The following is a 26,701-nucleotide window of genomic DNA, read 5'->3' as shown; positions in this document are numbered from 1 at the left end:
GCGTAAAAGGAGGAATGAGATTGAATAAAACCTCAAATATCCGAAATTGGATCTTCAAGAGCTTTTTGATGATGGCTGTCATGACCATCCTGCTTTTTTTTATCGTTTTGCAAATCTATCTGTTCCTTTCAGAGGATCCTAGTATCTCTCTTAAACTTTCCATTTATTTAACCACTTGGTTGGGCCTCATTTTATTGCTATTAAGTATATATTTCGGTTTTCGTACAGGGTATACATTCAAAGGCAGAATCGATGATATATCCACCTTTGTCACCTTATTGCGCAGTGGAAAGTTCTCTGCCAGGGTGGACAGATATGAGAATGATGAGCTCGGGATTTTATCGGATGAATTGAATCAGCTTGCGGTATTCATTCAAGAGCAGGTGAAATCACTTCAGCGGTTGGCAGATGAAAAGTCAGAACTTGCCGATCAGGCTCACCAGGCTGCGGTCATGGAAGAGCGGCAGAGGCTTGCCAGGGATTTGCACGATTCTGTCAGCCAGCAATTATTTGCACTGAATATGCTTTCTTCCGCGGCGCAAAAAAGCATCGGTACAGATTATGAAAAGGTTGAAATCATCGTGAAACAAGTAGCCGACATTGCAGGGAGGGCACAAGGTGAGATGAGAGCCCTTCTTCTTCATCTGCGACCGATCGATTTAAGGGGTGAAAGTCTTCGTGAAGCGTTAACCATCTTGATCAGAGAATTGAAGGAAAAAACACAAATTGAGATCGATGCCACCCTGGATGGTATCGAAGACTTATCGAAAGGTACTGAAACGCATATGTTCAGGATCATCCAGGAGAGTCTTTCGAATATCCTTCGTCACTCGGAAGCAACGAAAGTAAAGATCGTGACGGAGAAAAAAGGGGGCTTTGTCACGTTGTATATCAGTGATAACGGTAAGGGGTTTAATCTAAAGGAAAATAAGATGACCTCGTACGGACTTCAAACGATGAGAGAACGGGCGGAGGAAATTGGAGGACTATTTCAGATTCGCTCCAAAGAAAAAGAGGGAACGTATATCGATCTCCGCATCCCGGTGTAATTCAAAGGGGGAAGACAAGTGGGTAAGATAAAGGTAATGATTGTAGATGATCACGAGATGGTACGGCTGGGCATGAAAACCTATTTGCTGACAGAAGATCGGATAGACTTTCTTGGAGAAGCAAAAAGTGGTAATGAAGCGGCTCGGCTAGCCAAGCTGTATATGCCCGACGTCATATTAATGGATTTATTAATGGAGGATGGGGATGGCATTGAAGCCACAAGGAAGATCCTATCCTTTCATCCTCACTGTAAAATTATCATCCTTACAAGCTATTATGACGATGAAAAGGTGTTTCCTGCCATTGAAGCAGGTGCTCATAGTTACTTATTGAAGACAGCAAGTGCAGAAGAAGTAACTGCGGCGGTTTATAAAGCGGTTAAGGGTGAATCGGTCATAGCGTCCAAAGTTGCCGATAAAATGCTGAACCGATTCCGTCCCCAGGAAAGAAAGGCTCATGAAGAGTTGACGACAAGGGAAATGGATGTGTTGAAATGCTTGGGTGAGGGGCTGACGAATCAGGAGATTTCCAAAGAGTTATTCATCGGCATCAAGACCGTCAAGACCCATGTGAGTAACATTTTGAGTAAGCTTGGGGTCGCGGACCGGACCCAGGCAGCCATTTACGCGAATCGAAACGGGATACTGCATAAAGCTGGAAGGAAAGAGTAGAAAAGGTATTTGAAAGACAGAAAGCAGAATGGGCTTAGTCAAAAGGAATGAAATCATTCCCCTTGACTAAGCCCATTCTGCTAAAAGCCAAAACGATGATTAAAAAATGACCGGCTTAGTTAATTTCAATCTTGATGATAGCAGGGAATCCGTTGAAGAAATGGAGGCAAATTCATGATGAAGATTTGCCAGGGACAGTCCATGGACAATTTCAGCGGAAAATAGGGAACCGTCAAATGAATAGGTTTCAAAGCATGCAGTGGCATCATAAGGGACCGTCACTTCATATCCCAGATCCGCAGCCATACGGACAGTAGTGGATATACCATGATTCGTCGTGAACCCCATGACAACAAGGGATTTACATTTTTCCCGTTTCAAATATAAATCCAGATCTGTATCGATAAAAGCGCTATTAGCGTGCTTAATGATGTGTTTTTCCTTTTGTACGGGACGGAAAGACTCTATAAAATCAAAACCTCTTGAACTTGAATGCAATGGTGATTCCATATCGAAAGAAGAATGCTGCACGTGTACAACCGGCCAGGCCTTTTCTCTCCAACCGTGCAAAAGCTGATAAGCGTTCTTTTCCATACCGGGATTATTGCGCTTTCCCCGTGAAGGATCACTAAATGCCTTTTGAAAATCAACCAGAATCAGACATGTTTCACTCATCGGAACTCCTCTCCTTTCACTTAGGATGTCTGTGACCAATACGATAAAGTATACTGTTAATCATTTGTAATTATGTATGTACACCTTCACTACAATTGTAAAGATTGAAAAGAAAAACGCTGCCTGAATTCAGGCAGCGTTTCTTCAGGATTGACCCGAAACATAGTATTTACTTACATAGGATGCACGTGGGAAGATATCCTTTTGGTTATCGATTCCTTCTTCGGTGCCCCTCTTTGCATGGGCCTTCTCGTATTGCTTGGATTCCTGCCAGCCCAGGAAGCTTCGTTCATCCTCCCAAAGGGTCATGATCACATATGTATCGTTATCCAGTGGTCTAAGGACCCGAATCGCGGTAAAACCCGGCACCTCTTCAATCAAACCGGCACGGTTTTTAAAGCGGTATTCAAAAAGCGGTCTGCCTTCGTCTGATACGGGGATGTTGTTGAAGACCACGTATCCTTTACTTTCAAGTTCCCCTGATTGATCAACAATCTCATAGCTGCGAGGAGATTCAAAGACACTTTCTCCGCTTGTTTCATGTGAAAGCAGAGCATCTTCGCCCTGCATCAAGAGCATTTTTTCACCCGCATGCTGATCCATTATTTTTTGTAAGAAATCATGTGTTCCTGTCGTCATATATAGCTTCATCCAAATCACCTCAATAAAGTAGTCACTTCTACTATACTCTTCCCTTTTCTTCCTCTCTAGTAACATGAATGATGGATATTTTTTCACCACCCCTCAAAAATCGGCAAATTTATGACATTTTCCCTTGAAAACTATACAATTCTCCCTAAAACGTCTATAGTTTAAAAGGGTTACAAAATGTACGTTTAAATTATATATAGGACAATTTTAGAATCTACTCAAATTAGTTTACAATAGGGTTAATGGAGTTACATAGAAAGGTGGACGAACAAAGGTATGAAACAGATGAATGATACTTTTTTACGAGCGGCAAGGGGAGAGAAAACGGATTATACTCCGGTTTGGTATATGAGACAAGCGGGTCGTTCACAGCCTGAATACAGGAAAATCAAAGAGAAATATTCTCTTTTTGAGATCACGCATCAGCCTGAACTCTGTGCATATGTGACAAGGCTGCCAGTGGAACAATATGATGTCGATGCAGCAATCCTTTACAAGGATATCATGTCCCCGCTTCCTTCGATCGGAGTGGATGTCGAAATCAAATCAGGCATCGGTCCGGTGATCGATAATCCCATCCGTACGACTGCGGATGTTGAAAAGCTTGGGGAAATCAATCCTGAACAGGATGTTCCTTACGTATTGGACACAATCAAATTACTGACACAGGAACAATTATCGGTTCCATTGATCGGCTTTGCCGGTGCTCCGTTTACGATGGCAAGCTATATGATTGAAGGCGGCCCTTCTAAAAACTATAATAAAACAAAAGCGTTCATGTATGCAGAACCACAAGCCTGGTTTGCTTTAATGGATAAACTGGCAGCGATGACCATCACCTACGGAAAAGCTCAAATCAAAGCAGGGGCTTCTGCTTTCCAAATATTCGACTCCTGGGTAGGTGCATTGAATGTACAGGATTACCGCACATTCATCAAACCGGTCATGGAAAGAATCTTTAATGAACTGAAGGAAGAGAATGTGCCATTGATCATGTTTGGTGTCGGAGCAAGCCACCTTGCGAATGAATGGCATGATCTCCCCATCGATGTAGTCGGACTTGATTGGAGATTGCCAATCAAAGAAGCAACGGAAAGAGGCATCTCCAAAACGGTGATGGGTAATCTGGACCCTGCGATCCTGCTGGCACCATGGGACGTAATTGAAGAAAAAGCCAAAGAGATCCTGGATCAAGGGAAGGACCTGAGTCACATCTTCAACCTCGGACATGGAGTATTCCCTCAAGTCAATCCAGACACATTAAAGCGATTAGCAGCCTTTGTGCATGAATACAGTGCCAGGTAGAGAACATTCACACATGTCTATAAATGGATTCTATGAAAGAAACATGGCACAATAATGTAATGTATGAAACTGACAATGAGGTGAAATGGGATGTCAAAGAAGAAAATGGGTCTATTGGTGATGGCCTATGGTACACCATATAAAGAAGAAGATCTGGAACGCTACTATACACATATCCGCCATGGAAGAGTCCCTTCCAGTGAACTTTTGGAAGACCTGCGGGGACGTTATGAGGCAATCGGGGGGATTTCCCCACTGGCGAAAATCACCCTTGATCAGGCGAAAAGCCTGGAGGAACGTTTAAATGCGGTTCAAGACAAAATAGAATTTAAAATGTATCTTGGATTAAAGCATATCGAACCGTTCGTAGAAGATGCAGTGGAGCAAATGCACCATGACGGCATTGAAGAAGCGGTTTCCATCGTACTCGCCCCTCATTTCTCAACGTTCAGCGTCAAATCGTACAATGGACGTGCGAAAGAGACAGCGGAAAAGCTTGGCGGTCCAACGATCACATCGATCGAAAGCTGGTATGAGGAACCTAAATTCATTCAGTACTGGGTGGACAGGGTGAAGGAAACCTTTGCTGGAATGAGCGATGAAGAGCGAAATAAAGCAGTCCTCATCGTTTCTGCACACAGCCTTCCTGAACGCATTCTGCAGTCCGGCGATCCATATCCGAAGCAACTGGAGGAAACGGCGAAGATGATCGCAGAGGGAGCCGGTGTCACGGATTATGCAGTAGGCTGGCAAAGTGAAGGGAACACTCCCGACCCATGGATCGGTCCTGACGTCCAGGATCTGACAAGGGATCTTCACAAGGAAAAGGGCTACACTACTTTTGTTTATACACCGGTAGGGTTTGTGGCTGATCATCTTGAAGTACTCTATGACAATGATTATGAATGTAAAGTCGTAACAGATGAGATCGGAGCTTCTTACTATCGTCCGGAAATGCCGAACGCCAAACCGGAATTCATTGATGCCATGGCAGATGTCGTGTTAAAACACCTTAAAAATTAGTTTCCCGTTTTGGCTGTACAGGAAGGACTGAAGCGAGTGGGTTCACTCTCAACGCTTTAGTCCTTCTCTATTATTGGATATGAAGATATTTTGTTAAAGAAGGCGATGAACGTGTTGGAACAACAAAACAAAAAGATTGTAGTCGTAGGCGGGGGGATCACCGGTTTAACCACGGCCTACTATCTGCAACAGAAAATCAAGGAAGAACATCTCCCCATCGAAGTAAAACTGGTAGAAGCCACCCACCGATTGGGCGGTAAGGTCCAAACCCTCAAAAAAGACGGCTATATCATCGAAAAAGGACCGGATTCTTGTTTATCAAGCAAAACGGAAATCTCCCGTTTAGCGGAAAAACTGGGTATGGGGGACAAGCTTGTCCGAAACCGCAAAGGCACGTCCTACTGTATAGCCGGTGGTGAACTCTATCCGATTCCCGGGGGATCCATCGTAGGGATTCCAACCCAAATCGCCCCTTTCATCACAACAAGTTTATTTTCACTATCAGGAAAAATGAGAGCTGCTGCGGATTTTATCCTTCCACGTTCCCAGGAAAGAGAAGATCAGTCATTGGGTAAATTCTTCAGGAGGAGAATGGGAGATGAAGTTGTTGACCATTTGATCGAACCGCTCTTAACGGGCATATTCGCCGGGGATATCGATCAATTAAGCTTAATGTCTACATTTCCGCAACTCTATGAATTGGAACAGAAACACCGCAGTTTAATAGCCGGCATCAAGAAAAGCGGACAAGCGGGGGGATCGAACGAAAAAGGGAACTTCCTGACTTTTACCGGCGGTCTTCAGTCATTGATCGATGCCATGGAAGCAAGTCTGGAACCAAATACGGTATACAAAAGCATGAAAGTAACCAACATAGAAAAAGAAGTCAGCGGTGATTATACTGTCACGTTCACGAACGGAGATCAAGTGGAAGCAGACAGCGTCATCGTCACGACTCCCCATCACGTATTGCAATCCATGTTTCCCTCCTATCCATTCCTACATTTCTTAAAAGAGATGCCTGCTACGTCAGTGGCGACGGTTGCAATGGGATTCTCACAGGAGGCCATAAAAAAAGATATCGCCGGAACAGAGTTCCTGGTATCCAGAAATAGCGATTACTCCCTGACTGCGGGAACATGGACACATAAAAAATGGCCACACACGGCTCCTGAAGGAAAAGCATTATTGCGTTGCTACCTTGGCAAGTCCGGTGACGAAACCATCGTGGATTTATCCGATGACCACATTGAGCAAATCGTGCTCGATGATTTGAGTAAGATCATGGAAATCGATGGTCCCCCTGATTTCACGATTGTCTCACGCTATAAAAATTCCATGCCTCAGTACACTGTTGGCCACAGGGAACGAATTCAAAGGATGTATGAGCAAGCAGAGGCGACTTTGCCAGGGGTATTCATCGCCGGGAGTTCATATGATGGATTGAGTATTCCCGACTGCATCGGGCAGGGGGAGAGGACCGTAGCGAAGGTGTTGGATTATTTGAACTGATTATTTTGAAGACTGCCGGGAAACTGGTGGTCTTTTTTAGGGGGGCTGAATTTCTTTTTTAGTTGATGAAAAAAAGCACCCTCTAATGAAGGTGCAGCCTACTTCACTACCCGATATCTGGAATGCTGTAGCACCCAATTCTGTGGAAAGGCAGAACCCAGCACCCAGTAGCTCAGCCCCCTTAATCGATAGTCATTTACCACCATTTGCTTTGCCAGCATGCTTCTTGCATCTTCAAACCAGACTTCATGCTGCTGCCCGTTCTCATCCCAATACTTGAAGAATGGAGACTGGTACTGATCATTATATTGAATGCGGACCCCGTATTTGCTTGCAAGGTCTATGGCACCCTGAGGAGAGACGGATTTCGCAAAGGTCCCATCCACCCATGGTACTTTCCAGTCACGGCCATATAAGGGAGCACCCATGAGGATTTTATTACGGGGTATGACCGTAACGGCGTAGTCCAGTACTTTTTTTACTTCATTAATGGGTGCGATTGCCCAAGGTTTTCCCCCTGCCCATCCCCACTCATAAGTCATAAGGACAACAAAGTCGACAATTTCTCCGTGAGCCTTATAGTCATGGGCTTCGTATAAAAGTCCTTTTTGATCTCCCTTGATTTTTGGAGCGAGTGCCGTTGAGACAGAATAGCCTTTGGGTTTTAATGCAGCGACGGTCCTCCTTAAAAAGGAGTTATAATTTTCCCGGTCTTCAGGGTAAACGTATTCGAAATCAATGTTCAACCCTTTATAACCCTTTGTCTCCATTTTGTTCAGTATGGAAGAGATTAACGTATCTTGCAGTGGTACACTTCTTAAAATCGTTGCAACAAGATCGGAGTTGAATTTGCCGTCTACATAATTGGTCAGAACCAATAGGGGATCGACATGTTGATTATCCGCAGCCGATATCAGACCGGTATCGTTCAGTTCTGTGATCGTGCCTTCCTTTGTAATGGAATGGGTGAAAGGAGCAAGGTAAGTGAAGTAACTTCCAAGCCCATTCACTTCGGCTACTCCTTGACTGTCCGTCCTCGTGATGTATGCATTCACCTCGATCACCGGTTTCGTGTTCGGGATCCGAATCTGTTGATTAGGGTAGATAAGGGATGGGTTCGAGATGGCATTCGCATTTAAAATCTCTTGCATGGGAACTTTATAATTATAGGAAATGGTATAAAGGGTATCGCCTGTTCGAACCCTGTGAATGAAAGCGGGCATGACGATCAACTGACCGATAAATAGTGTGGAGGGGTCAGCAATCTGGTTAAATGTCTGTAGTTCATTGGGATCCATATGATACATTTGACTGATCTTGTATAACGTATCGCCTGGCTGAACGATATATTCTTTTAAAGGTTCCGGGATGAGGAGACTTTGACCGATAACGAGTATATTGGGGTTCTTTAATTGATTTCCATAAGAAATCTGGTTCACCTCAACCCCGTACCTCGATGCAATCGACCAGAGTGAATCCCCACTTTTTACTACGTAAATATTCATAGGACACCTCCTGAACGTTCTTATACCTATAGCCTATTCAAGAGGGCTTATTCGATATGAAGAACGGGGATTAAGAAAATGAAAAATATCACTTGTGTAATAGTCGAAGATATGATAAATTTATCAATGTTAACAAAATGACTAAATTACAAATACAGTCAAGCGGTCAAATGGAAGGAGTGAGTTCATGGCGATCGATCGAAGGAAACAGATCCTCGAAGCTGCTACCAATTCTTTTTCCTTGTTTGGGTATAAAGCCACGACGATGGATCAAGTAGCTAAAATAGCGAATGTGGGAAAAGGAACGATATATACGTTCTTTAAGAATAAGGAAGAATTATTCGATGAGATTGTTTCATCGTTAATTAATGAAATGACCTTTGAAGCAGAAGAAGTGATTGATCCGGAAGCTACATTTTCTGAAAATGTCCACCGTGCCTTGTTTCGTCTTCTCGAATTTCGCAAAGAGCATAAGCTGACGATCAAGTTATATCAGGAAGCCCGTGAAATGGGAACGCCTGCTGTATCCGAGGTCATTGATCGCATGGAAAAAGTGGTCATAGAATTCTTGAGTCACCGAATTGAAAAGGCCATTGCCTCAGGAGCAATTAAGCCCTGCAACCCGGAAATGACAGCATTCGTTTTATTGAAGCTTTACGTTTCACTGATCTTCGATTGGGAGCGTGCACATGGTCCACTTGATAAAGATGAAATAGCCAATCTTTTTGAGCTATATATCATTAAAGGGTTATCAAATTGATAGTCCTTCATTTTTAGGAAAAAATGACCAATCGAATGAAATAGTCATTTATTTTTATGCCTTTCAATGACCGTTTGGGTTTATTGGTCAATAGTTCAAACATTTGAAATCATAATAGGAGGATAATATGAAGAAATCATTTATTGGTTCAGAATTTAAAGCGATTTTTCGTAATAAGAAATTGCTCATCCCGATCCTTGCCGTGCTTTTTATACCTGTACTTTACAGCGGCATGTTCCTATGGGCATTCTGGGACCCGTACGAGCAGCTTTCAGATCTTCCTGTAGCTGTGGTGAACAGTGACCAGGGGGCAGAGTTTGATGGCAAGGAGCTGCATATCGGATCGGATCTTGTTGATAAGCTGAAGGAAAGCGATCAATTCGATTTTCATTTCGTGGATAAAAAAGAAGGATATAAGAATTTGGAGAAACAAGACTATTATATGCTTGTGGAAATTCCAGAGGACTTCTCTGAAAACGGAACTACGTTGTTAGAAGAAAATCCTCAAAAACTTTCTCTGAAATATGTGCCGAATGAGAGCTTTAACTTCTTATCTGCTCAAATCGGGGAAACGGCGATGAAAGAGATTAAAGCAAGCCTGTCGAAATCCGTTTCTGAAACGTATGCTGAAACGATGTTTGATAAGATTCAGGAAATGGGAGACGGTTTCCAGACTGCGAGTGACAAAGCGGGCGAAATCAACAATGGAGCCATTGATCTCTCTCAAGGTGCCAAGAAGCTAAAAGACAATTTAGCCGTTCTTGCTGAAAAGAATGTCGAGATGACAGACGGTGTGGCGAAAACCCGTGCAGGTGCCGAGAAACTGGCTAATGGTTCTCAGGAACTATCCGACGGTGTCGGTGTCATGACGGATAAATCACAGCAACTATATAAAGGAACGCAGGATGTTCAAACCGGGTTGAATTCCCTTGCTGCCGGAATCGATAAAAGCAAGGCCGGGTTGGAACAGGTAGACGCCGGGCTTGATAGTGCCGTGGACAACACGGCTAAATTGCAGGCTGGTTCACAGACCCTTGCAGCAAAAATCGGTGACCTGAAAGGTGGAGCCGATAGCGCGCAAGCAGGCGCTCAAGCGATTGGGGCAGGGGCTTCTAAGCTTGAAGAGGAATTGGCTCCATTCATGGGAAGCCTACCGGAAGAAAAGAAGGCTGAACTTCAGGCAGCCATCGATCAAATCAAGCAAGGTGCATCGGGACTTCAGACAGGTACCGGGGCATTAAGTAATGGTGCCGTTGAACTCCAAAAAGGAGCGAACTCGCTTGCGGGTGGAATCGGTGCATTAAATGATGGCCAGAAGAAACTCCAGGGCGGCGTCGATCAGCTCGTAGCCGGATCAGCACAGCTTGACGAAGGTTCCAATCAACTTGTTGCAGGTCAAAACAAAGTGGTGGAAAACTACGGTTTATTAAATCAGAAACTTGGAGACGTATACCAGGGAACGGTTGGTCTTGCTTCAGGAGCGAATGAACTGAGCTCAGGTCTTAACCGGGTATATGATGGATCCAATCAGCTGGCAGCCGGATCCAGGAAACTTGCTGATGGTTCCACTGAGCTCGCAAACGGTTCAACGAAACTATCTGACGGGACAACGGAATACGAATCGAAATTAAAAGATGCAGCAAAAGAAGCCAACAGTGTCAATGCGGACGACGATACGTATGACATGATGGCAGGTCCTGTCGACGTGAAAAATGAGAAAATCAATCATGTTCCAAACTATGGAACTGGATTTGCTCCATATTTCTTATCTCTTGGACTATTCGTAGGGGCCTTATTAATCTCGATTGTGTATCCACTCCGCGAACCATCCGGCCGCCCATCGAGCGGAATGAGCTGGTTCATGGGGAAATTCACTGTCCTTACGACGGTGGGAATCATTCAATCACTGATAGCGGCAGCGATTTTACTCTTTGGATTGGGTCTTGAAGTGGAAAGTGTACCTTTATTCTTACTTTCTACTATTATCACAAGTCTGACATTCCTGGCATTGATTCAGATGCTTGTTACAATCCTTGGTGATCCGGGACGATTTGTCGCCATCATCATTTTGATTCTGCAATTGACGACAAGTGCCGGTACATTCCCACTTGAATTGATACCGACTGCTCTGCAGCCAATCAGTGCACTGTTACCGATGACGTACTCGGTGTCAGCGTTCAAAGCGGTCATTTCAAGCGGAGACTTTGCCTTCATGTGGCAGAACCTATACATCCTGCTGGGATACTTCATTGTGTTCGTTGCATTGACGGCCGTGTTCTTTGTAGGATTATTCAAGAAACAATATACAAAAACAGTAGAAGCATAAGGAAAAAAACGGCAGATGTCACACACATCTGCCGTTTTTTCTTCATAAAATGGACAAACCCAGTGTAATCATGAACGTGTATACTAAATGGTGAGAGGTACATAATGGTGATACATAATAAGAAAATGCCTAAAGGAGAATGTTGTTATGAAGAAAATTAGCTTACTTATGCTCGTAGGTTTCCTTGCATTGTTAATCGCTGCTTGCGGTAACTCAAATGAAGATAACGGAGCAAAAAAAGAAGAAAAACTGGAAGCGATCGACGCAAAGTTAAACGTGCCTGAAAAAGGAGAAAAAGGTGAACCGGTTTCCCTTTCCACGAAAGTCACTCAAGGTGATGAGAACGTCGATGATGCCGGTGAAGTGAAGTATGAAATATGGAAAAACGGCCAGAAAGATGAAAGCGAAATGCTCGAAGCCAAGCATGAAAAAGGCGGGCTTTATAAAGCAGAAAAGACGTTTCAAGAAGACGGACTTTACACAGTACAGGTTCATGTAACCGCCAGGGACATGCATACGATGCCGAAGAAGGAAATTGCCATTGGAGAAGTAGAAGCCGGCGAACATGAGGAAGCGGGTGAAGATCATCACCATGGCGACCATGAAAGTACCATTTCCATCCATTTGATGAAGCCTGACGGTATTACAGCTGGTGAAGAATCGGAAATGATGGTGCATGTGGAGAATAAAGATGCCGCTCTGGAAGATGCCAAAGTCCGTTTTGAAATTTATCAGGATGGTCAAGAAAAGCATGAATGGGTGGATCTGACCCAAGGTGAAAACGGAGAATACAAAGGATCTTATACATTCCCGGAGAGAGGGTCCTATAATGTACAGGTCCATGTCACCAAAGGAGAAGAAATTCACGAGCACACGATGGAAACAGTGGACGTACAATAATCATAAAAAGGATGCTCTTCATTTTGAAGAGCATCCTTTTTAGTACCCCTTGATTTTCATGCGCTTAGTATTCGTAGTCAGTCGTACATTTTTCGCAATAAATGCCGTAGCATTCATGCTGCTCCTCAATTGTATCTCCACATTGTGCACAAGACTTAGGCGGCAAATTTCGAAAGAACTCAACAATATTTTTTACCATGTTCATCACCCTCCGTAAATTTGTATTCACCCATCAATTGTTCGTGTTATATAACTGATGTGTTAATTTATTTTATTGTATTATAACAGTATGAGTTTCGTCAACAATAAATTCTAAAATGGGCGCAAAAAATGAAAAAATAGGCACAATGAAGTATAGTAGGGGTACAGACTAAAGTGAAAGGCGATGTTCAAACATGAAGTTAACCGTTATTGGTCAATGGGGCGGATATCCGAAAGCAGGAGAAGCGAGCACCGGATATTTACTTGAATCCAATGGCTTTAAACTGCTTATTGACTGTGGAAGTGGTGTATTATCCCAACTTCAGCATCATACCGAAGCAACAGAGCTGGATGCAGTCCTTCTGTCCCACTATCATCCCGATCATGTGGCAGATATAGGTGTACTACAACACGCTTTATTGATTCAATACTTCCTGGGTAAGTACAAAGGTACACTGCCTGTATATGCCCATCGGGAAGATCCGCAGGGATTCAATGCCCTTACATACAAAAATTTAATGACAGCCCATGAGTATACAGAGGACTCTTCTTTATCCATTGGTCCCTTCACGGTAACGTTTGTGAAATCCAAGCACCCCGTGCCATGTTACGGAATGAGGATCGAAGCAGATGGGAAATCCCTCTTTTATACAGCAGATTCCGCCTTCAGGGAAGAATTCATTTCATTCGGCCAGGATGCTGATATGCTACTGTGTGAATGTAATTTCTACGGGGAGATGGATGCCTCGAACGCTGGGCATATGACTAGTCTGGATGCAGGGAAACTTGCTCAGAAAACCGGTGCACGGAACCTCATCCTCACCCATTTGCCTCATTTCGGTGACTTGGAGCAGTTAATTATAGAAGCGAAAACGATTTATAGGGGTAATGTATCATTAGCCAAAAAAGATATGGTAGTAGAAATTTAGGAGGAAAAACGATGTTATTTATCGATAATAAAGGGATTACGGATCCAAGGATCAATCTTGCTATTGAAGAATATGCACTGAAGAACTTAGATATTAATGAGAGTTATTTATTATTTTATGTCAATGAACCTTCCATCATCATCGGGAAGAATCAAAATACAATTGAAGAGATCAATACAGACTACGTAGAGAAACAGGGACTTCACGTCGTACGCCGCCTTTCCGGTGGGGGAGCCGTGTATCATGACCTGGGGAACCTGAACTTCAGCTTTATCACGAAAGATGATGGGGAGAGCTTTCATAATTTTAAAAAGTTCACTGAGCCTGTTGTAACGGCCCTCCATAAACTCGGGGTGAAAGCAGAGCTGAGCGGTCGTAACGATATCATCGCAGAAGGCAGAAAGATCTCAGGCAATGCCCAGTTCTCAACGAAAGGCCGGATGTTCAGTCACGGAACGCTGCTGTTCGATTCCGAAATGGAAAACGTCGTGTCCGCTCTCAGGGTGAAAAAGGACAAGATCGAATCAAAAGGGATTAAATCAATCCGGAGCCGTGTAGCCAATATCTCGGAATTCCTGACTGAACAAATGACGATAGAAGAGTTCCGCTCAACCCTCCTTGATTATATCTTCGACGGAAGCGACGTAGAAGAATATGTCCTGACGGAAGAAGACTGGAAGAATATCCATGAGCTCTCAAAAGAACGCTATCAGAACTGGAATTGGAACTATGGGAAATCACCAAAATTCAATCTTCAGCATTCCCACCGCTTCCCGGTCGGTTCCATCGATGTCCGCCTCGAAGTGAATAAAGGGAAGATCGATAACTGTAAAATCTTCGGTGATTTCTTCGGAGTGGGAAATGTAGAAGACATTGAAGAGAAGCTTGCTGGTACACGCTACGAGCGGAAAGACATTGCCGGGGCATTGGAAGGTGTTGATATTCAACACTATTTCGGTAATATCACGAAGGATGAATTTGTTGACTTGGTGTATTGATATAAATGGAAGAACCGTCCAAATTGGGCGGTTTTTTTACATCAATATACTTGTATTAATACTATTCTTTATATAGAATATATTTTGAATACTTTTAATAGTTTGATGAATGACCATTCATTCAGTTTGTTGAAAAGGGGAGGGATACAATTGAATATTGCTACACGGTTAGACCAAATCGCTCAAGAGAAAGCAGATAAAACAGCCTATCATTTCTTGAATACTTCAAGTACATACGGGGAATTGAATGGTGCTGTATCAAAATTTGCAAGCGGCTTAGAGCAATTGGGTCTGAAAAAAGGAGATCATATCGCGCTTGTATTGGGGAATTCACCGCATTTCGTCATCGGATTATATGGTGCACTTCGTCTTGGATTAAAGGTCATACCAATCAATCCGATCTACACTCCGGATGAGATTGGCTATATTCTGAAAAATGGTGATGTGAAGGCCATTCTCACACTTGATCTGCTCGTGCCATTAATCGAGAAAATGCAGCATCTGTTAAAGGATGTGGAGCACTTCATCCTGTGTGAATCAGGAGATGAACGGGCGAAGGATATTGATTTAGAAAAAATTTCTCTTGCGTACCCTAAAATGAAATCGTTTACAAGTGTTTTGGGGAAAGGGGACCCCGGCTTTAAAGGTGAGACGGTGGATGAGAATGAGGTAGCCATCATTCTTTACACTTCCGGAACAACAGGGAAACCAAAAGGTGCCATGCTAACTCATAAAAATATTTATTCCAATGCGACCGACGTCGGCAGCTATTTACGAATGAATGAAGATGATACCGTCATTACCGCTCTGCCAATGTTCCATGTTTTCTGTTTAACAGTGGTTCTGAATGCACCTCTATTGAGAGGAGCTACCCTGTTAATCGTCCCGCGCTTCAGTCCAAAGGCCATTTTTGAATTATCAAAGGCGTATCAGCCAACCGTATTCGCCGGAGTACCGACCATGTACAACTTCCTGTTTCAGTATCCTGATGGAAACCCGGAAGATCTATCATCTCTTCGTCTCTGTATTTCAGGCGGAGCTTCCCTGCCGGTGGCCCTCTTGAAAAACTTTGAAAAGAAATTCAATGTCATGATTTCTGAAGGGTATGGATTATCCGAAGCTTCACCTGTGACATGCTTCAACCCGCTGGATCGACCAAGAAAACCTGGATCGATCGGAACATCGATCATGAACCTGAAGAATAAAGTCGTCGATGAAATGGGAGAAGAAGTCCCTGTAGGACAGGTCGGCGAGCTGATTGTCAAAGGCCCGAATGTCATGAAGGGATATTACAAGATGGAAGAAGAAACCGCCGCTACGATCCGCGACGGCTGGTTATATACCGGAGACCTTGCCCGCATGGATAAAGATGGCTACTTCTACATCGTGGACCGGAAAAAAGAGCTGATCATTGTAGGGGGCTACAATGTTTACCCACGTGAGGTCGAAGAAGTGCTATACAATCATCCCGGTATCGTGGAAGCTGCGGTCATCGGTGTCCCGCATCCCGAACTGGGTGAAGCCGTCAACAGCTATGTTGTAAAAAGCGATCCATCCCTGACAGAACAGGGTGTGCTGGAATATTGTAAAGAGCATCTTGCGAAATACAAGCTTCCGGTTTCCATTGAATTCATCGACGAACTGCCGAAGAACACAACAGGGAAAATTTTAAGAAGAGCATTGAAAGAGCAAGTACTACAGTCATAAGAAAAAAGATGTTCAGTGGATCACTGAGCATCTTTCTGTTTCATTTCATAGCTTTACTAGCCTGTAATAGCTTAGATTCACCTTTTTCCCACGTCTCCACCTGCTCAATTGCCTGCTCCGGAGTGAATCCCTGCCCGACCAATACACCGGATAAGATAAATTCCTGGAAGAGGTGGGTCAGATTGATGCCTTCTTCCACTTCAGACAATGCACGTGTTACGAGTGGTTGAATATACTCAACCCACTGATCGGGAAGGCTTTTCGTTTCACGGTGGTACGGATTGAAGCTTTGACTGGCCTGTTGATGCTGGAAGTAAGGGTTTTGATTATACGGATGATGCATACTAGCTAACAACTCCTTTATGGGTAGATGTCACGATAGTCTATGCATTTGCCCGGGAAGTGTTCAGTCCTTTTAAAAAATGAAAGGGTTTTCTCGATTCGTGTCGAATCATACATAAGGAGGAAACACTTAAACAAAGGGGAGAATAAACATGGAATCCATTTTACTGGAGCAAAAGGGCAACGTCGCAATGGTCACCATTAACAGGCCGGATGCAATGAACGCCTTTAACTATGATACACTGAACGAACTCCAGCAGGTCGTCGAAGCACTCCGCATCAACCCGGACGTCCGGGTCGTCATTTTTACCGGAAGCGGGGAAAAAGCTTTCTCAGTCGGAGCGGATCTTAAGGAACGAAAGACCTTGACGGAACAGCAGGTGATCCGTAATGTTTACAAGATCGGTGAAGTCTTTCAATCTGTCGCCACCCTTCCGCAGCCGACCATTGCCGCCATGAACGGCTACGCATTCGGCGGAGGGATGGAACTTGCTCTTGCCTGCGATTTCCGGATTGCTGTAGCCGGTACGACAATGGGGCTGACCGAAACAAGCCTGGCCATTATACCGGGAGCAGGGGGGACTCAGCGTTTGCCGCGACTGGTCGGTGAATCCAAAGCCCTTGAACTTATCCTGACGGCTAAACGTTTAACTTCAGAAGAAGCATTGGAAATCGGACTTGTTACAAAGGTAGTAGAAAAAGAGAATTTCATGGGGGAAGTCCATGAATTCGTAGAACCGATGTTAGCGAATGGACCGGTTGCCCTGCAACAGGCTAAATTTGCCGTTAAAAATGGGATGAACGTGGACTTGCAGACAGGTTTGCAGATTGAGAGAAAGGCATATGAAATCACAATCCCCACTGAAGACCGGGTGGAGGCTTTACTGGCGTTCAGTCAGAAGCGGAAGCCGGAATTCAAGGGGAAGTGAATCGAACGTTTTGATTGAATGAGGTTTTGAGTGAGTAGCAGATCTGCTGTGGAGCCAGCCTGGCTCTCGTGGCGGATTTTTTTTATGGTGGGGGACTGGTGGAGATTCACTTTTGAAAAACAAAGTGGCGTTTTTGAAAATAAACTCCTAGTTTTGAAAATAAAAGGGTAATCTTTGAAAACAAACTTTTCGAATGAAAGGAGGTATGACATGATACAAACATCACTCGAACTAACAGCGAAAAAGACATTGCAGTGGACGACACAACCCCTTCCTCCACTCAAGGAAGATGAGATTCTCATTAAAACCATTGCAGGAGCCATCAGCATCGGGGCAGAACTTCCTCAATACAATGAAACGGATCCCACTGACCTTCCGTCGACTTACCCTAAAGAGACCGGGTATGAAAGTTTTGGAGGAGTGGTAGCTACAGGGGAGGGAGTCAAAGGCTTTAAAATAGGGGATCGGGCAGTTGCATTTTATGGGCATAAGGATTATGGGATCGTAAAGGAGAGTAAGGCCATTTTCGTTCCGGAAGATGTTCCGCCTCAAGAGGCATTGCTCGTGATATTGTCATGTGATGCAGCAAAAGGTGTTCTCAAATTGAATCCGAAAGAGAACGATCGAGTGTTAGTTACAGGTGCCGGAACGTTGGGTCTATTAACCATCTACTATTTGAAGGAGTTTATGAAAGTCAGTCACATTGATTTGGTAGAGCCTCACAGGGTCAGAGGCGAATTAGCAAGGGAATTGGGGGCAGAAACCGTCTATAAAGATCAAATTGAGTGTCCAAGTGATTTCTATGATTATGCATTAGAGTGCTCGGGGTTTAACGATGCATTTAAGCTACTGCAAAAGTCGCTTAAGTATGAAGGAGAAATGTGCATATTATCCGACGGGAATAAGGAATCATTTATTCTGCAACCTGACTTTTTCCGAAAAGAGCTTAAGGTTGCAGGGTCGAGTGACGGATGGGATTATGAGGAACATTCTAGATGGTATTTTGAGCAGATCAAAGATAAGGATTCCGGCTTACGCGAGCTGTTTGAAAAAACAATTAGATTTGAAGAACTGCCACAGTGTTTTGAAGAGCTGGGTACAGGTAAGATTTCTCCCATAAAGGTTTTGGTGAACTATTTCTAATATGGTTTCTATCAAAAAGAGGTTCCCATGGAGCCTCTTTCTTTACGCGGGTCTATCATAAAACCAAAATTGATGTAAAATAAACATACCAAACTGCACTGGAGTGACTCCCGTGAAAAAGAAAAAGCTTAAACTAAGTACCATCATCATTCTTTTCGTCTGTGTCGTTGTCCTCATTTCCCTTGTCATAACCGATTTGCTGATTACAAGGACGATCAATGATACTATTGAAGCGAATATTGAAGAAAAAGCCAAGATTGTTTCAAGGACGGTGGCTCACTCTACGATTGTGAAGAGCGGCCTTCAGAATCAAGAAAAGGAAGACAGCATACAAGAATACGCTTTGGATATCCAAGAATCAGCAGAGGTCCTGTTTGTTGTGGTGATGGATATGGAGGGGATTGAAAATCACATCCCGATCCTGATCGGATTGGCAGGCACTTTGTCGGTGGGGACGAGAAAGAGGTGTTGAAAGGAGAAGAAAGCCTGTCCATTTCTGAGGGTACGCTTGGTAAGTCTGTGAGGGCTTTTTCTCCCGTTTACAATGAGAAACATGAACAGATCGGGGCAGTGTCTGTCGGGATTTCCCTAAAAAGTGTAGAAGAAGCCCTGAATCAAAGCCACTACAATATTTTATTGGGATCGGCTCTCGGAATCATTGTGGGGATTGTAGGCGCAATCATCATTGCCCGGTACATAAAGAGAATTTTATTTGGGCTTGAACCCTTTGCGATCGCGAAGATCTTAGAGGAGCGGAATACGATGCTCCAGTCGGTCCATGAAGGTGTGGTGGCTGTGAATAAGGATACCACCATTTCCCTTGTGAATAAATCAGCGCTGAAAATTTTCAATAAAGCTGGACTGAGCTCTGATCCGATAGGTATGCCCATTAGGGAATACATGCCGCACACCCGTCTTGAACGGGTGATGGAGACGGGGAAACCAGAGCTTGACGAGGAGCAGACAATCAATGGGGTATCGATACTCGTGAACCGGGTTCCATTAGTCGTCAATGATGAAGTAGTCGGAGCGATCTCTACCTTCCGTGATAAGACGGAAGTGAATCAATTAGCGGAACAACTAACCGGTGTAAAATCGTATGCGGAGGCTCTCCGGGCTCAGTCACATGAATTCATGAATAAAATGCATGTGATTCTGGGACTCGTAAAGATGAAGGATTACAGCCATTTAGCCTGGTATGTGAAAGAACTTGTATCTTTCCGTATCGACGAAGTGAGCATGGTGACCTCTAAAGTGAAAGATCCCGCCCTTGCCGGTTTTATCATGGGGAAACTGAGCTACGCGAGGGAAAAGAACGTTTCGTTAACCATCGATTGTCACGACTTTCTTCGGGAACCAAGGGACCCTGCCGTTACCCATGAGTTGATCACCGTCATTGGAAACCTATTGGATAACAGTATCGATGCAACATTGGATTGTGACGAAAAGGAAGTGTTGATGGAGATATTTTATCAGGATGGTCAGCTAGAAATCGTAGTGACGGATACAGGAATAGGGATGCCGGATGACATGGTAGAGGATATTTTCATCAAAGGGTATTCTTCAAAAGGAGAAGGCCGGGGTTACGGCCTTTCCCTGGTGAAAGAGAGTATCGGTAAGCTGAATGGGACCCTGCATGTTGAATCGAAGGAAGGTTCGGGAACGACCATGATTGTTCAGGCTTCATATAAGGAGGGGATGAAGGGTGATTAATGTATTGATCGTGGAAGATGATCCAATGGTGGCCCGGTTTAATCAAAGGTATCTGGAAGAAATCGATGGATTTCAATTAATCGGCATTTCGCATTCCATTGAAGATGCCATGGAGAAGATAAATGAATTCAAGGTCGACTTGATATTATTAGATGTTTATTTGCCTGGGAAGCAAAATGGAATGCATTTATTGGAGCAAATACGCATGGAACAGCGGGAAATGGATGTCATCCTCATCACAGCGGCATCAGAAGTCGAAAATATTCAAAGTGCCCTCAGGATGGGCGTTGTGGATTATTTAATCAAACCCTTTGAATTCGAACGGTTTAAAAAAGCGCTGACGTCTTACCGGGAGAGTAATCATATGCTTCAAAAGCACTCTACCATCGAACAGGGCGAACTGGATTTGCTTTTATTACGGGATGTACAAGAAACCCGGGAGAAGAGGTCCCTTCCTAAAGGGTTGGCGAGAAGTACATTAGCGTCTATTTATCAAGAGCTTGTCAGTTTCGAAGAAGAGTCATTTTCAACAGATGATATAGCGGGGGTGACGTCCATTTCACGGGTGTCGATCAGAAAGTACCTGAGGTTCTTGAAAGAAATCGGGGTTGTGGAGGAAACCTTGGTCTATGGAATCGGAAGGCCAGTATATCAGTATTCGTTGAAGAAAATGAATATCCAGAGAATCGAAAGTTATTTATAAGCAGCTTACGGCTGCTTATTTTAATTTCAAAAAACAAACAATAGTTTCATAATCTATGAAAGCGTCAAGCGTTTTTATAAAATGAGTATAATGTAAGCGTTTGCTGAAGTGCGAATACAGGGGTGTAAGGAAGAGAGTGCTGGGAAGAGCGTTACAGCATTCAGTTCGTACTTATAAATCGACAAAGGGGATGAACAAAATGGGACAACCTGCATCAACACTTTCATATGAAAATGGGAAAACAAAAGAGGATGTGACGGATACGAAAGATCGTTCACTAAAGATTTTTAATATGCCGATCCTTTGGTTCCTGGTCTTCGCGGGGGTTACGCTGGTTAGCATGTACACGGGGAATCTGCCGGGAGGGATGATCGGAAGCCTTCTCGTCATGATGGTCCTGGGTGAATTATTTGGATGGGCGGGAGACCGTACCCCCATCGTGAAAACATTCCTTGGAGGCGGTGCAATCATCGCGATTTTCGGCGCAGCCTATATGGTCTATGCCGGGTTGCTTCCTGAAGCCACGGTCACATCCATGACCGACTTTATGAAGTCAGGCGGTTTCTTGAATTTCTATATTGCGGCGTTAATTACCGGAAGTATATTGGGGATGAATTCGAAAGTGTTGGTGAAGGTGGGCCTTCGCTACTTTCTCCCAATCTTCGGCGCAGTGGCCGGAGCGATCATTGTAGCCGGTATATTCGGGTCTCTTGTCGGCTTTACCCTTAAAGAAGCGATCCTTGTCATTACCATGCCAATCATGGGTGGTGGAATGGGAGCCGGCGCAGTGCCGATGAGTCAAATCTATTCAGAAATGATGGGGAATGATCCGAGCTATTATATATCGATGCTTGTCCCGGCACTTGCGTTGGGAAATGTATTTGCCATCATTCTGGCATCGGTTCTTGATATTATCGGTAAAAAGATCCCTTCCCTGAGTGGAAACGGCCAACTCATGAAAGGCTTTACCTATGAGAAAACAAAGCAGAAGTATCATATTGAGAAGATGGGAGTAGGTTTACTCGCTGCACTGACATTCTTTACGGTTGGTACCCTGCTGGGATCCATTCTTCCTCTTCATCCTTATGCAATCATGATCATCCTGGTAGCTGTGGCGAAGATTTCAAATATCATTCCTCAAAATGTAGTGGAGGGAGCGAGTCAGTGGTATCAATTTGTAGCGGGTAACTGGACCTTCGCTTTATTATTCGGGATCGGTGTTGCGTACACGGATTTGAATACGGTCCTTGAAGCTTTGACTCTTCAATATATCCTGACCGTACTTGGAGTAGTCCTCGGGGCGATCATCGGTGCGGCCATCCTTGGGAAACTGGTTGGTTTTTATCCGATCGAAGCGGCCATCACCGCTGGACTGTGCATGGCGAATATGGGAGGAACAGGGGATGTTGCCGTGTTGTCAGCATCGAAACGAATGGAACTTATGCCATTCGCTCAAATCTCTTCCCGTTTAGGCGGCGCATTGATCCTGCTGTTAGCCGGATTAATTATCCCGCTCCTGTAAATATGGTACACTTAGGCTTGACTCTAGCAGTCAAGCCTATCTTTCATTTTAATAGAATGTGGTGACATAAATGGACGTAATATTGATTGTACTGCCTGCCTTACTGGTCTTTGCTGTTGGATATATAGGCCAAAAGAAACTTGGCTTTGAAATCAATTCGATTTCAAAGATGGCCATCTACTTAATGTATCCATTCCTGGCGTTCAAGACCTTTTACGAAAATGAACTGAATATGGACTATCTGTATATTTTTCTCTTTTGCATTGCACTTTGTGTAATATTGATTCTTTCCGTTAAAATAGTGGCTGCGATCAGGAATTATTCAAAACCGAAAGAATCGGCTATGATCCTTTCCGGTGTTTTCATGAATTCGGGTAATTACGGTGTACCCATCATTCTGTTCGGGTTTGGCGAACTAGGTTTTCGCTATGCGGTCATCATGATGGTGATTCAGTCATTCCTTATGAATACAATCGGACTATACTACGCCATTAGCGGGAGTGACAAAGCAAGGGGACCAAAGGAAATCTGGATAAAGATCGTGAAGATGCCGATTTTGTATGGAGCGTTTACTGGGCTTGCCTTTCAGGTATTTCACCTTCACGTTCCACTATTTTTAAATCAAACGATCGATTTGATCTCACAAGCCACGATTCCTACGATCATGGTGGTTCTCGGGATGCAGCTGGCCACTCTTGGAGGAAAGAAAGTGGAGAGAAGCGCATTATCCTTCATCGTGATTATGAGAATGGTCGCTTCGCCCATTCTGGCATTGGCGATCGTCTCCTTGCTGCCGATTTCATCGACACTTGGTTCGATCCTTATTATTTTGGCAAGCATGCCGACTGCTGCCAATACGACGATGTTTTCACTGCAATTCAATACGGAACCTGATCTCGTATCAGCGAGTACGCTGGTCACGACGCTTTTAAGTATCGTGACGATTCCGGTCATGTTGGCACTGGTTTCATAAAATAAAACCACTTGAGTGTTTCGCTCAGGTGGTTTTTTTATGGAAACTCATCTTTTGACAGAATCTGAAGAATCCATTACTATTGTAAAATGAATTCCAACCAAATCAATAAGATTAAGGAGGATTTGTTATGGCTGATTATGTTCAACCAATCAATGAGCAAAAAGGTCCGGAGAAAAAGAGTACCGAATTGAACCCACCACAGACGTCATTAGTGGCTGGTGGGATCATCGTATCAGCGGTTCTTGGTTTATACTTGCTCTTTACGCAGGAAATCGCCGAAACCGTGCTTCTCGTTCTCGGACTTCTGTTAGGATATACATTATTTCATGCACGATTCGGCTTCACTTCTGCCTTTCGCAGGGTGATGTCTGTAGGAAACGGTCAGGCGATGCGTGCCCATATGGTGATGCTCGCCGTTGCGGTTACCTTGTTTGCACCGATTCTTGCTACAGGATACACCTTTTTTGGAGGGGAAGCGACAGGCTATGTGTCACCAGTCGGTGTCAGCCTGATTGTTGGTGCCTTTCTGTTCGGGGTCGGGATGCAGCTGGGAGGAGGATGTGCTTCCGGAACCCTTTATGCGATTGGTGGAGGACGTTCCGTCATGTTCATCACGCTATTATTCTTTATTGTCGGTGCAACAGTCGGAGCGGCCCATCTTCCATTTTGGACAGAGGAGCTTCCTTCCTTTAAGCCGATCTCGCTGGCCACGTCCACAGGACTGGGGTACTTCGGGGCATGGGTCGTTTCCATGTTATTCTTCGCATTCGTTGCGTGGGTTACCCTTCGGATCGAAAAAAAGAAGAATCCCCCGCGTATGGCAGGTCTTCCGTCAGCTAAAGGCTGGAAGCGGATCTTCAGAGGATCCTGGCCACTTATTGCAGCTGCCATCGTTCTTGCTGTCCTGAATGCCCTCACGCTCATGACGAGGGGGAATCCATGGGGAATTACATCGGCCTTTGCATTATGGGGATCAAAGGTTGCCGGAATGTTCGGTGTAGATGTTGCCAGCTGGGGCTATTGGTCGGGAGCCAATGCAGAGGCCCTTCAGGCATCAATCTTTGCTGATTCCACAACCGTATTGAATTTCGGTGTCATTCTTGGAGCGTTCCTGGCCTCTGCAGCAGGTGGGTTGTTCCGCTTCAATAAGATCACTGGTAAAAATGCCATGGCATCGGTCATTGGCGGACTGTTGATGGGATATGGTGCCCGCTTGGCATTCGGATGTAACATCGGCGCTTACTTCGGAGGAATTGCTTCCTTCAGCCTTCACGGTTACATCTGGGGAGTTCTGGCCCTGGCCGGCACATTCCTTGCACTCTATCTTCGTCCTCTGTTCGGCTTGTCCGTTCCAAAACCGAAGGATACGTTCTGTTAATGAAAAGCGTGGGAAATTCTTGTTCCCACGCTTTATTTTTGTCTAGAGATACTTTAACTCCTGTCTCAGGAACGCACCCCGATCTTCAATGAACTGAAGGATAAAGGAAGGTTCCCGGTCATACAAATCAATCTCTTTCTGAAAATGGGGGTCCATTAGGAGATAGGGTCTCAGGGAAGAGTGTAAGCTCATCACTTTGTCTTCAAGGTATGGCACATTGAACGTCGTATCGAGAATCTCCTCCAATATATCTTTATATAATTTCCGGAAACCGGGTCGTTTCATCAACTGTGTGATCAGTTTGTTTTTCGTTTTCCCCGTAATCGGTACATAATCCCATTCCATGACGTCCCCGTTCACCCGTCTTCCAAACGTAGCGTCGTAATCCCACGGTATGATGGAAAATCGTTGATCTCTCCGGTTCAGATACAAAGCGTAGTTATGGGTGAATCCATCATTATTCATCGTACAGACAGCCCCGGCAAGCCACCTTAAGTAGTTTTCAATGTGTAAGAGCTGGGGGATTTCATGTTGGAAGGTTGAAGGTGAATTGATTTTCTTAATGAAGTGGATGAGAGTATGATCATCTTCCATATTTCCGAGTTTTCGCTGGTATCCTGAAGTCAGGCCCCGTTTCCCCTTTAGTGAGAAATCAGCTTTGTCGCTGACAGCATAATAAATCGTTCCCGGGGGGAGATTTCTCTTTTTCAGGTAAATCTCATCCACCGATTCCAACTGAAGGTATAAACCAAGAGGCTCTCCCTCCAGTGTAACGAATACATGCTGACTCTCCGGTGTGTGGATACCCAGTTCCCTCATGAAATCAAGGGAAAGTTTATTCCGGAAATGGGAGGGGTCAAGAGACTCTGCGTTTAGGTGAAGTTCTAATGATTCGTTCCAGCCTTGTTGATTAGCAAATTCTACATGATACGACTTTTTTTCCAATTCCCGTGTATAGGATCCCCTGTACCGGATATGGATGTCATGTACGGCCTCTTCTATTTTTAATTTAGCCGGGACAGGCGTGTTACTCCATACATCACGTTCCAGCTCCCGTAAATCGGCATGATCGAATTGGAGGTCAAATGAGGGTAGGGAAGGAGTCATGTTCAATATTCTCCTCTCAACTTAAAGATGTAATAGTATATTGGTGGGTTCCAAGGTTTGACACGACGTGAGAAAAAAAGCAGTCATGAAATGGACGTCCCATTTCATGACTGCTTTACTCTTCCCCGTAATAGATGACCATTTGGCAGACCGCTTCCTGATTCGACTCATTGGCGTATTCATGACCGGAGTCAGCGGCAAATCGAATCGAACTTCCTGCCGTCAATTCATACTTTTCCTCTGCAATCCTCAGGCTGATTTCTCCTGAAAGGACTGTGATGTATTCTTCCACACCCTTCGTATGGCCTTCATTCCGATAGGTGCAACCCGGTTTCATTTCCACCCGATAGCTTTCCCATTTCTTTAAGGGGTCAAAAGGGAAGATGGGATACACAATATAGTTGCCGTCATCTTCAAGCACAGGCTGGACGTCTTCATAATGAATGATGGACACCTGGCTGCTTGGCTTTTCAATGAGTGAAGAAAAGGATACCTTCAAGCCATTGGCAATCTTCCACAGAATGGCGACGGTAGGGTTCGAATCCCCCCGTTCAATTTGACCGATCATCGCCTTGCTGACCCCTGTCCGTTCAGCCATTTGTTCCAGGCTGAACCCCCGTTCTCTCCGGATCTTTCTGATATTCTCACCAATTTGTATCGGGAAATTTTCCATGC

General features: G+C 44.4%; 24 protein-coding genes and 1 pseudogene. 18 read left to right on the top strand and 7 right to left on the bottom strand.

Going from position 1 to position 26,701, the window contains the following annotated elements:
* Positions 1 to 14 precede the first annotated feature (14 nt).
* Positions 15 to 1,049, top strand: a complete 1,035-nt coding sequence (locus ATG71_RS19635; protein ID WP_483295317.1) for a sensor histidine kinase — start codon at positions 15 to 17, stop codon at positions 1,047 to 1,049.
* Between the two features lie 18 nt (positions 1,050 to 1,067).
* Complete coding sequence (locus ATG71_RS19630; RefSeq protein ID WP_286163074.1) at positions 1,068 to 1,721, top strand: response regulator transcription factor; 654 nt, start codon at positions 1,068 to 1,070, stop codon at positions 1,719 to 1,721.
* A 99-nt stretch (positions 1,722 to 1,820) separates the two neighbouring features.
* On the opposite strand, the gene ATG71_RS19625 is transcribed toward ATG71_RS19630, so the two are convergent.
* Positions 1,821 to 2,396 carry a cysteine hydrolase family protein gene (locus ATG71_RS19625; RefSeq protein WP_098441119.1) on the bottom strand — a complete coding sequence of 192 codons (576 nt, stop codon included), beginning with the start codon at positions 2,394 to 2,396 and terminating at the stop codon, positions 1,821 to 1,823.
* 144 nt (positions 2,397 to 2,540) lie between these two features.
* On the bottom strand, positions 2,541 to 3,047 hold the full coding sequence (locus tag ATG71_RS19620; RefSeq protein ID WP_098441118.1) for an antibiotic biosynthesis monooxygenase family protein: 507 nt from the start codon (positions 3,045 to 3,047) through the stop codon (positions 2,541 to 2,543).
* A gap of 276 nt (positions 3,048 to 3,323) precedes the next feature.
* Here ATG71_RS19620 and hemE point away from each other — a divergent pair, with 276 nt between their 5' ends.
* The 3 genes from hemE to hemY all read left to right on the top strand — a co-directional run bounded on the left by hemE (position 3,324) and on the right by hemY (position 6,887).
* Positions 3,324 to 4,352, top strand: coding sequence for a uroporphyrinogen decarboxylase (hemE, locus tag ATG71_RS19615; RefSeq protein WP_098441117.1), 1,029 nt, complete (start codon positions 3,324 to 3,326; stop codon positions 4,350 to 4,352).
* 90 nt (positions 4,353 to 4,442) lie between these two features.
* On the top strand, positions 4,443 to 5,375 hold the full coding sequence (gene hemH, locus ATG71_RS19610) for a ferrochelatase (RefSeq protein ID WP_098441116.1): 933 nt from the start codon (positions 4,443 to 4,445) through the stop codon (positions 5,373 to 5,375).
* 114 nt (positions 5,376 to 5,489) lie between these two features.
* Positions 5,490 to 6,887 (top strand): protoporphyrinogen oxidase, encoded by a 1,398-nt coding sequence (gene hemY / locus ATG71_RS19605; protein ID WP_098441908.1) that lies wholly within the window; start codon positions 5,490 to 5,492, stop codon positions 6,885 to 6,887.
* Positions 6,888 to 6,985: 98 nt separating this feature from the next.
* On the opposite strand, the gene ATG71_RS19600 is transcribed toward hemY, so the two are convergent.
* On the bottom strand, positions 6,986 to 8,392 hold the full coding sequence (locus ATG71_RS19600; protein WP_098441115.1) for a LysM peptidoglycan-binding domain-containing protein: 1,407 nt from the start codon (positions 8,390 to 8,392) through the stop codon (positions 6,986 to 6,988).
* Between the two features lie 187 nt (positions 8,393 to 8,579).
* Here ATG71_RS19600 and ATG71_RS19595 point away from each other — a divergent pair, with 187 nt between their 5' ends.
* From ATG71_RS19595 to ATG71_RS19585, 3 genes are all read left to right on the top strand, one after another.
* Positions 8,580 to 9,152 (top strand): TetR/AcrR family transcriptional regulator, encoded by a 573-nt coding sequence (locus ATG71_RS19595; RefSeq protein ID WP_098441114.1) that lies wholly within the window; start codon positions 8,580 to 8,582, stop codon positions 9,150 to 9,152.
* Positions 9,153 to 9,279: 127 nt separating this feature from the next.
* On the top strand, positions 9,280 to 11,478 hold the full coding sequence (locus ATG71_RS19590; RefSeq protein ID WP_098441113.1) for a YhgE/Pip domain-containing protein: 2,199 nt from the start codon (positions 9,280 to 9,282) through the stop codon (positions 11,476 to 11,478).
* A 147-nt stretch (positions 11,479 to 11,625) separates the two neighbouring features.
* A complete protein-coding gene (locus ATG71_RS19585) occupies positions 11,626 to 12,378 on the top strand; it encodes a FixH family protein (protein WP_098441112.1) in 753 nt (250 codons plus the stop codon).
* A gap of 64 nt (positions 12,379 to 12,442) precedes the next feature.
* Here the strand turns inward: ATG71_RS19585 and yhfH are convergent, their stop codons facing one another.
* On the bottom strand, positions 12,443 to 12,577 hold the full coding sequence (gene yhfH / locus ATG71_RS19580; RefSeq protein WP_079533738.1) for a protein YhfH: 135 nt from the start codon (positions 12,575 to 12,577) through the stop codon (positions 12,443 to 12,445).
* Between the two features lie 196 nt (positions 12,578 to 12,773).
* On the opposite strand from yhfH, the gene ATG71_RS19575 reads away from it, so the two are divergent.
* The 3 genes from ATG71_RS19575 (at position 12,774) to ATG71_RS19565 (ending at position 16,213) form a co-directional block, all read left to right on the top strand.
* The gene (locus ATG71_RS19575; RefSeq protein ID WP_098441111.1) at positions 12,774 to 13,508 is read left to right on the top strand and encodes an MBL fold metallo-hydrolase; all 735 of its coding nucleotides are present in this window, start codon (positions 12,774 to 12,776) and stop codon (positions 13,506 to 13,508) included.
* A gap of 11 nt (positions 13,509 to 13,519) precedes the next feature.
* On the top strand, positions 13,520 to 14,506 hold the full coding sequence (gene lplA, locus ATG71_RS19570) for a lipoate--protein ligase (RefSeq protein ID WP_098441110.1): 987 nt from the start codon (positions 13,520 to 13,522) through the stop codon (positions 14,504 to 14,506).
* Positions 14,507 to 14,656: 150 nt separating this feature from the next.
* Positions 14,657 to 16,213, top strand: a complete 1,557-nt coding sequence (locus ATG71_RS19565; protein WP_179886587.1) for a fatty acid--CoA ligase family protein — start codon at positions 14,657 to 14,659, stop codon at positions 16,211 to 16,213.
* Positions 16,214 to 16,253: 40 nt separating this feature from the next.
* Here ATG71_RS19565 and ATG71_RS19560 read toward each other — a convergent pair whose 3' ends face one another.
* On the bottom strand, positions 16,254 to 16,556 hold the full coding sequence (locus ATG71_RS19560; protein ID WP_218925524.1) for a hypothetical protein: 303 nt from the start codon (positions 16,554 to 16,556) through the stop codon (positions 16,254 to 16,256).
* A gap of 151 nt (positions 16,557 to 16,707) precedes the next feature.
* On the opposite strand from ATG71_RS19560, the gene ATG71_RS19555 reads away from it, so the two are divergent.
* From ATG71_RS19555 to ATG71_RS19525, 7 genes and pseudogenes are all read left to right on the top strand, one after another.
* On the top strand, positions 16,708 to 17,484 hold the full coding sequence (locus ATG71_RS19555; RefSeq protein WP_098441108.1) for an enoyl-CoA hydratase-related protein: 777 nt from the start codon (positions 16,708 to 16,710) through the stop codon (positions 17,482 to 17,484).
* Positions 17,485 to 17,694: 210 nt separating this feature from the next.
* Positions 17,695 to 18,627 (top strand): zinc-dependent alcohol dehydrogenase, encoded by a 933-nt coding sequence (locus ATG71_RS19550; RefSeq protein ID WP_098441107.1) that lies wholly within the window; start codon positions 17,695 to 17,697, stop codon positions 18,625 to 18,627.
* A gap of 112 nt (positions 18,628 to 18,739) precedes the next feature.
* A pseudogene (gene dcuS / locus ATG71_RS19545) lies at positions 18,740 to 20,340 on the top strand (DcuS/MalK family sensor histidine kinase).
* Positions 20,333 to 21,043 (top strand): response regulator, encoded by a 711-nt coding sequence (locus ATG71_RS19540; RefSeq protein ID WP_098441106.1) that lies wholly within the window; start codon positions 20,333 to 20,335, stop codon positions 21,041 to 21,043. The pseudogene dcuS and the gene ATG71_RS19540 overlap by 8 nt, the downstream one beginning before the upstream one ends.
* Before the next feature lie 199 nt (positions 21,044 to 21,242).
* Positions 21,243 to 22,565, top strand: a complete 1,323-nt coding sequence (locus tag ATG71_RS19535) for a 2-hydroxycarboxylate transporter family protein (RefSeq protein ID WP_098441105.1) — start codon at positions 21,243 to 21,245, stop codon at positions 22,563 to 22,565.
* A gap of 70 nt (positions 22,566 to 22,635) precedes the next feature.
* The gene (locus ATG71_RS19530; RefSeq protein ID WP_098441104.1) at positions 22,636 to 23,538 is read left to right on the top strand and encodes an AEC family transporter; all 903 of its coding nucleotides are present in this window, start codon (positions 22,636 to 22,638) and stop codon (positions 23,536 to 23,538) included.
* Between the two features lie 130 nt (positions 23,539 to 23,668).
* Entirely contained in the window at positions 23,669 to 24,919 is a 1,251-nt protein-coding gene (locus tag ATG71_RS19525) for a YeeE/YedE family protein (RefSeq protein WP_098441103.1), read from the top strand.
* 42 nt (positions 24,920 to 24,961) lie between these two features.
* Here ATG71_RS19525 and ATG71_RS19520 read toward each other — a convergent pair whose 3' ends face one another.
* Positions 24,962 to 26,026 carry a CotH kinase family protein gene (locus ATG71_RS19520; RefSeq protein ID WP_098441102.1) on the bottom strand — a complete coding sequence of 355 codons (1,065 nt, stop codon included), beginning with the start codon at positions 26,024 to 26,026 and terminating at the stop codon, positions 24,962 to 24,964.
* Between the two features lie 115 nt (positions 26,027 to 26,141).
* On the bottom strand, positions 26,142 to 26,699 hold the full coding sequence (locus tag ATG71_RS19515) for a helix-turn-helix domain-containing protein (protein ID WP_098441101.1): 558 nt from the start codon (positions 26,697 to 26,699) through the stop codon (positions 26,142 to 26,144).
* Between the last annotated feature and the right edge of the window lie 2 nt (positions 26,700 to 26,701).

The organism is Bacillus sp. es.034 (genome assembly GCF_002563655.1).
Classification (GTDB): Bacteria; Bacillota; Bacilli; order Bacillales; family Bacillaceae_B; genus Rossellomorea.
The sequence above is the reverse complement of the archived record's forward strand: the minus strand, read 5'-3'. Positions and strand labels throughout refer to the sequence as shown.

Bases quoted from the DNA above. Each gene is read 5' to 3' on its own strand.
- ATG71_RS19535 (WP_098441105.1), top strand. From the start codon at position 21,243: ATGGGACAACCTGCATCAACACTTTCATATGAAAATGGGAAAACAAAA.
- ATG71_RS19575 (WP_098441111.1), top strand. From the start codon at position 12,774: ATGAAGTTAACCGTTATTGGTCAATGGGGCGGATATCCGAAAGCAGGA.
- ATG71_RS19600 (WP_098441115.1), bottom strand. From the start codon at position 8,392: ATGAATATTTACGTAGTAAAAAGTGGGGATTCACTCTGGTCGATTGCA.
- ATG71_RS19625 (WP_098441119.1), bottom strand. From the start codon at position 2,396: ATGAGTGAAACATGTCTGATTCTGGTTGATTTTCAAAAGGCATTTAGT.
- ATG71_RS19620 (WP_098441118.1), bottom strand. From the start codon at position 3,047: ATGAAGCTATATATGACGACAGGAACACATGATTTCTTACAAAAAATA.
- ATG71_RS19550 (WP_098441107.1), top strand. From the start codon at position 17,695: ATGATACAAACATCACTCGAACTAACAGCGAAAAAGACATTGCAGTGG.
- ATG71_RS19555 (WP_098441108.1), top strand. From the start codon at position 16,708: ATGGAATCCATTTTACTGGAGCAAAAGGGCAACGTCGCAATGGTCACC.
- hemH (WP_098441116.1), top strand. From the start codon at position 4,443: ATGTCAAAGAAGAAAATGGGTCTATTGGTGATGGCCTATGGTACACCA.
- ATG71_RS19525 (WP_098441103.1), top strand. From the start codon at position 23,669: ATGGCTGATTATGTTCAACCAATCAATGAGCAAAAAGGTCCGGAGAAA.
- ATG71_RS19520 (WP_098441102.1), bottom strand. From the start codon at position 26,026: ATGACTCCTTCCCTACCCTCATTTGACCTCCAATTCGATCATGCCGAT.
- hemE (WP_098441117.1), top strand. From the start codon at position 3,324: ATGAAACAGATGAATGATACTTTTTTACGAGCGGCAAGGGGAGAGAAA.
- yhfH (WP_079533738.1), bottom strand. From the start codon at position 12,577: ATGGTAAAAAATATTGTTGAGTTCTTTCGAAATTTGCCGCCTAAGTCT.
- ATG71_RS19635 (WP_483295317.1), top strand. From the start codon at position 15: ATGAGATTGAATAAAACCTCAAATATCCGAAATTGGATCTTCAAGAGC.
- ATG71_RS19530 (WP_098441104.1), top strand. From the start codon at position 22,636: ATGGACGTAATATTGATTGTACTGCCTGCCTTACTGGTCTTTGCTGTT.
- ATG71_RS19590 (WP_098441113.1), top strand. From the start codon at position 9,280: ATGAAGAAATCATTTATTGGTTCAGAATTTAAAGCGATTTTTCGTAAT.
- lplA (WP_098441110.1), top strand. From the start codon at position 13,520: ATGTTATTTATCGATAATAAAGGGATTACGGATCCAAGGATCAATCTT.
- ATG71_RS19560 (WP_218925524.1), bottom strand. From the start codon at position 16,556: ATGCATCATCCGTATAATCAAAACCCTTACTTCCAGCATCAACAGGCC.
- ATG71_RS19515 (WP_098441101.1), bottom strand. From the start codon at position 26,699: ATGGAAAATTTCCCGATACAAATTGGTGAGAATATCAGAAAGATCCGG.
- ATG71_RS19595 (WP_098441114.1), top strand. From the start codon at position 8,580: ATGGCGATCGATCGAAGGAAACAGATCCTCGAAGCTGCTACCAATTCT.
- ATG71_RS19585 (WP_098441112.1), top strand. From the start codon at position 11,626: ATGAAGAAAATTAGCTTACTTATGCTCGTAGGTTTCCTTGCATTGTTA.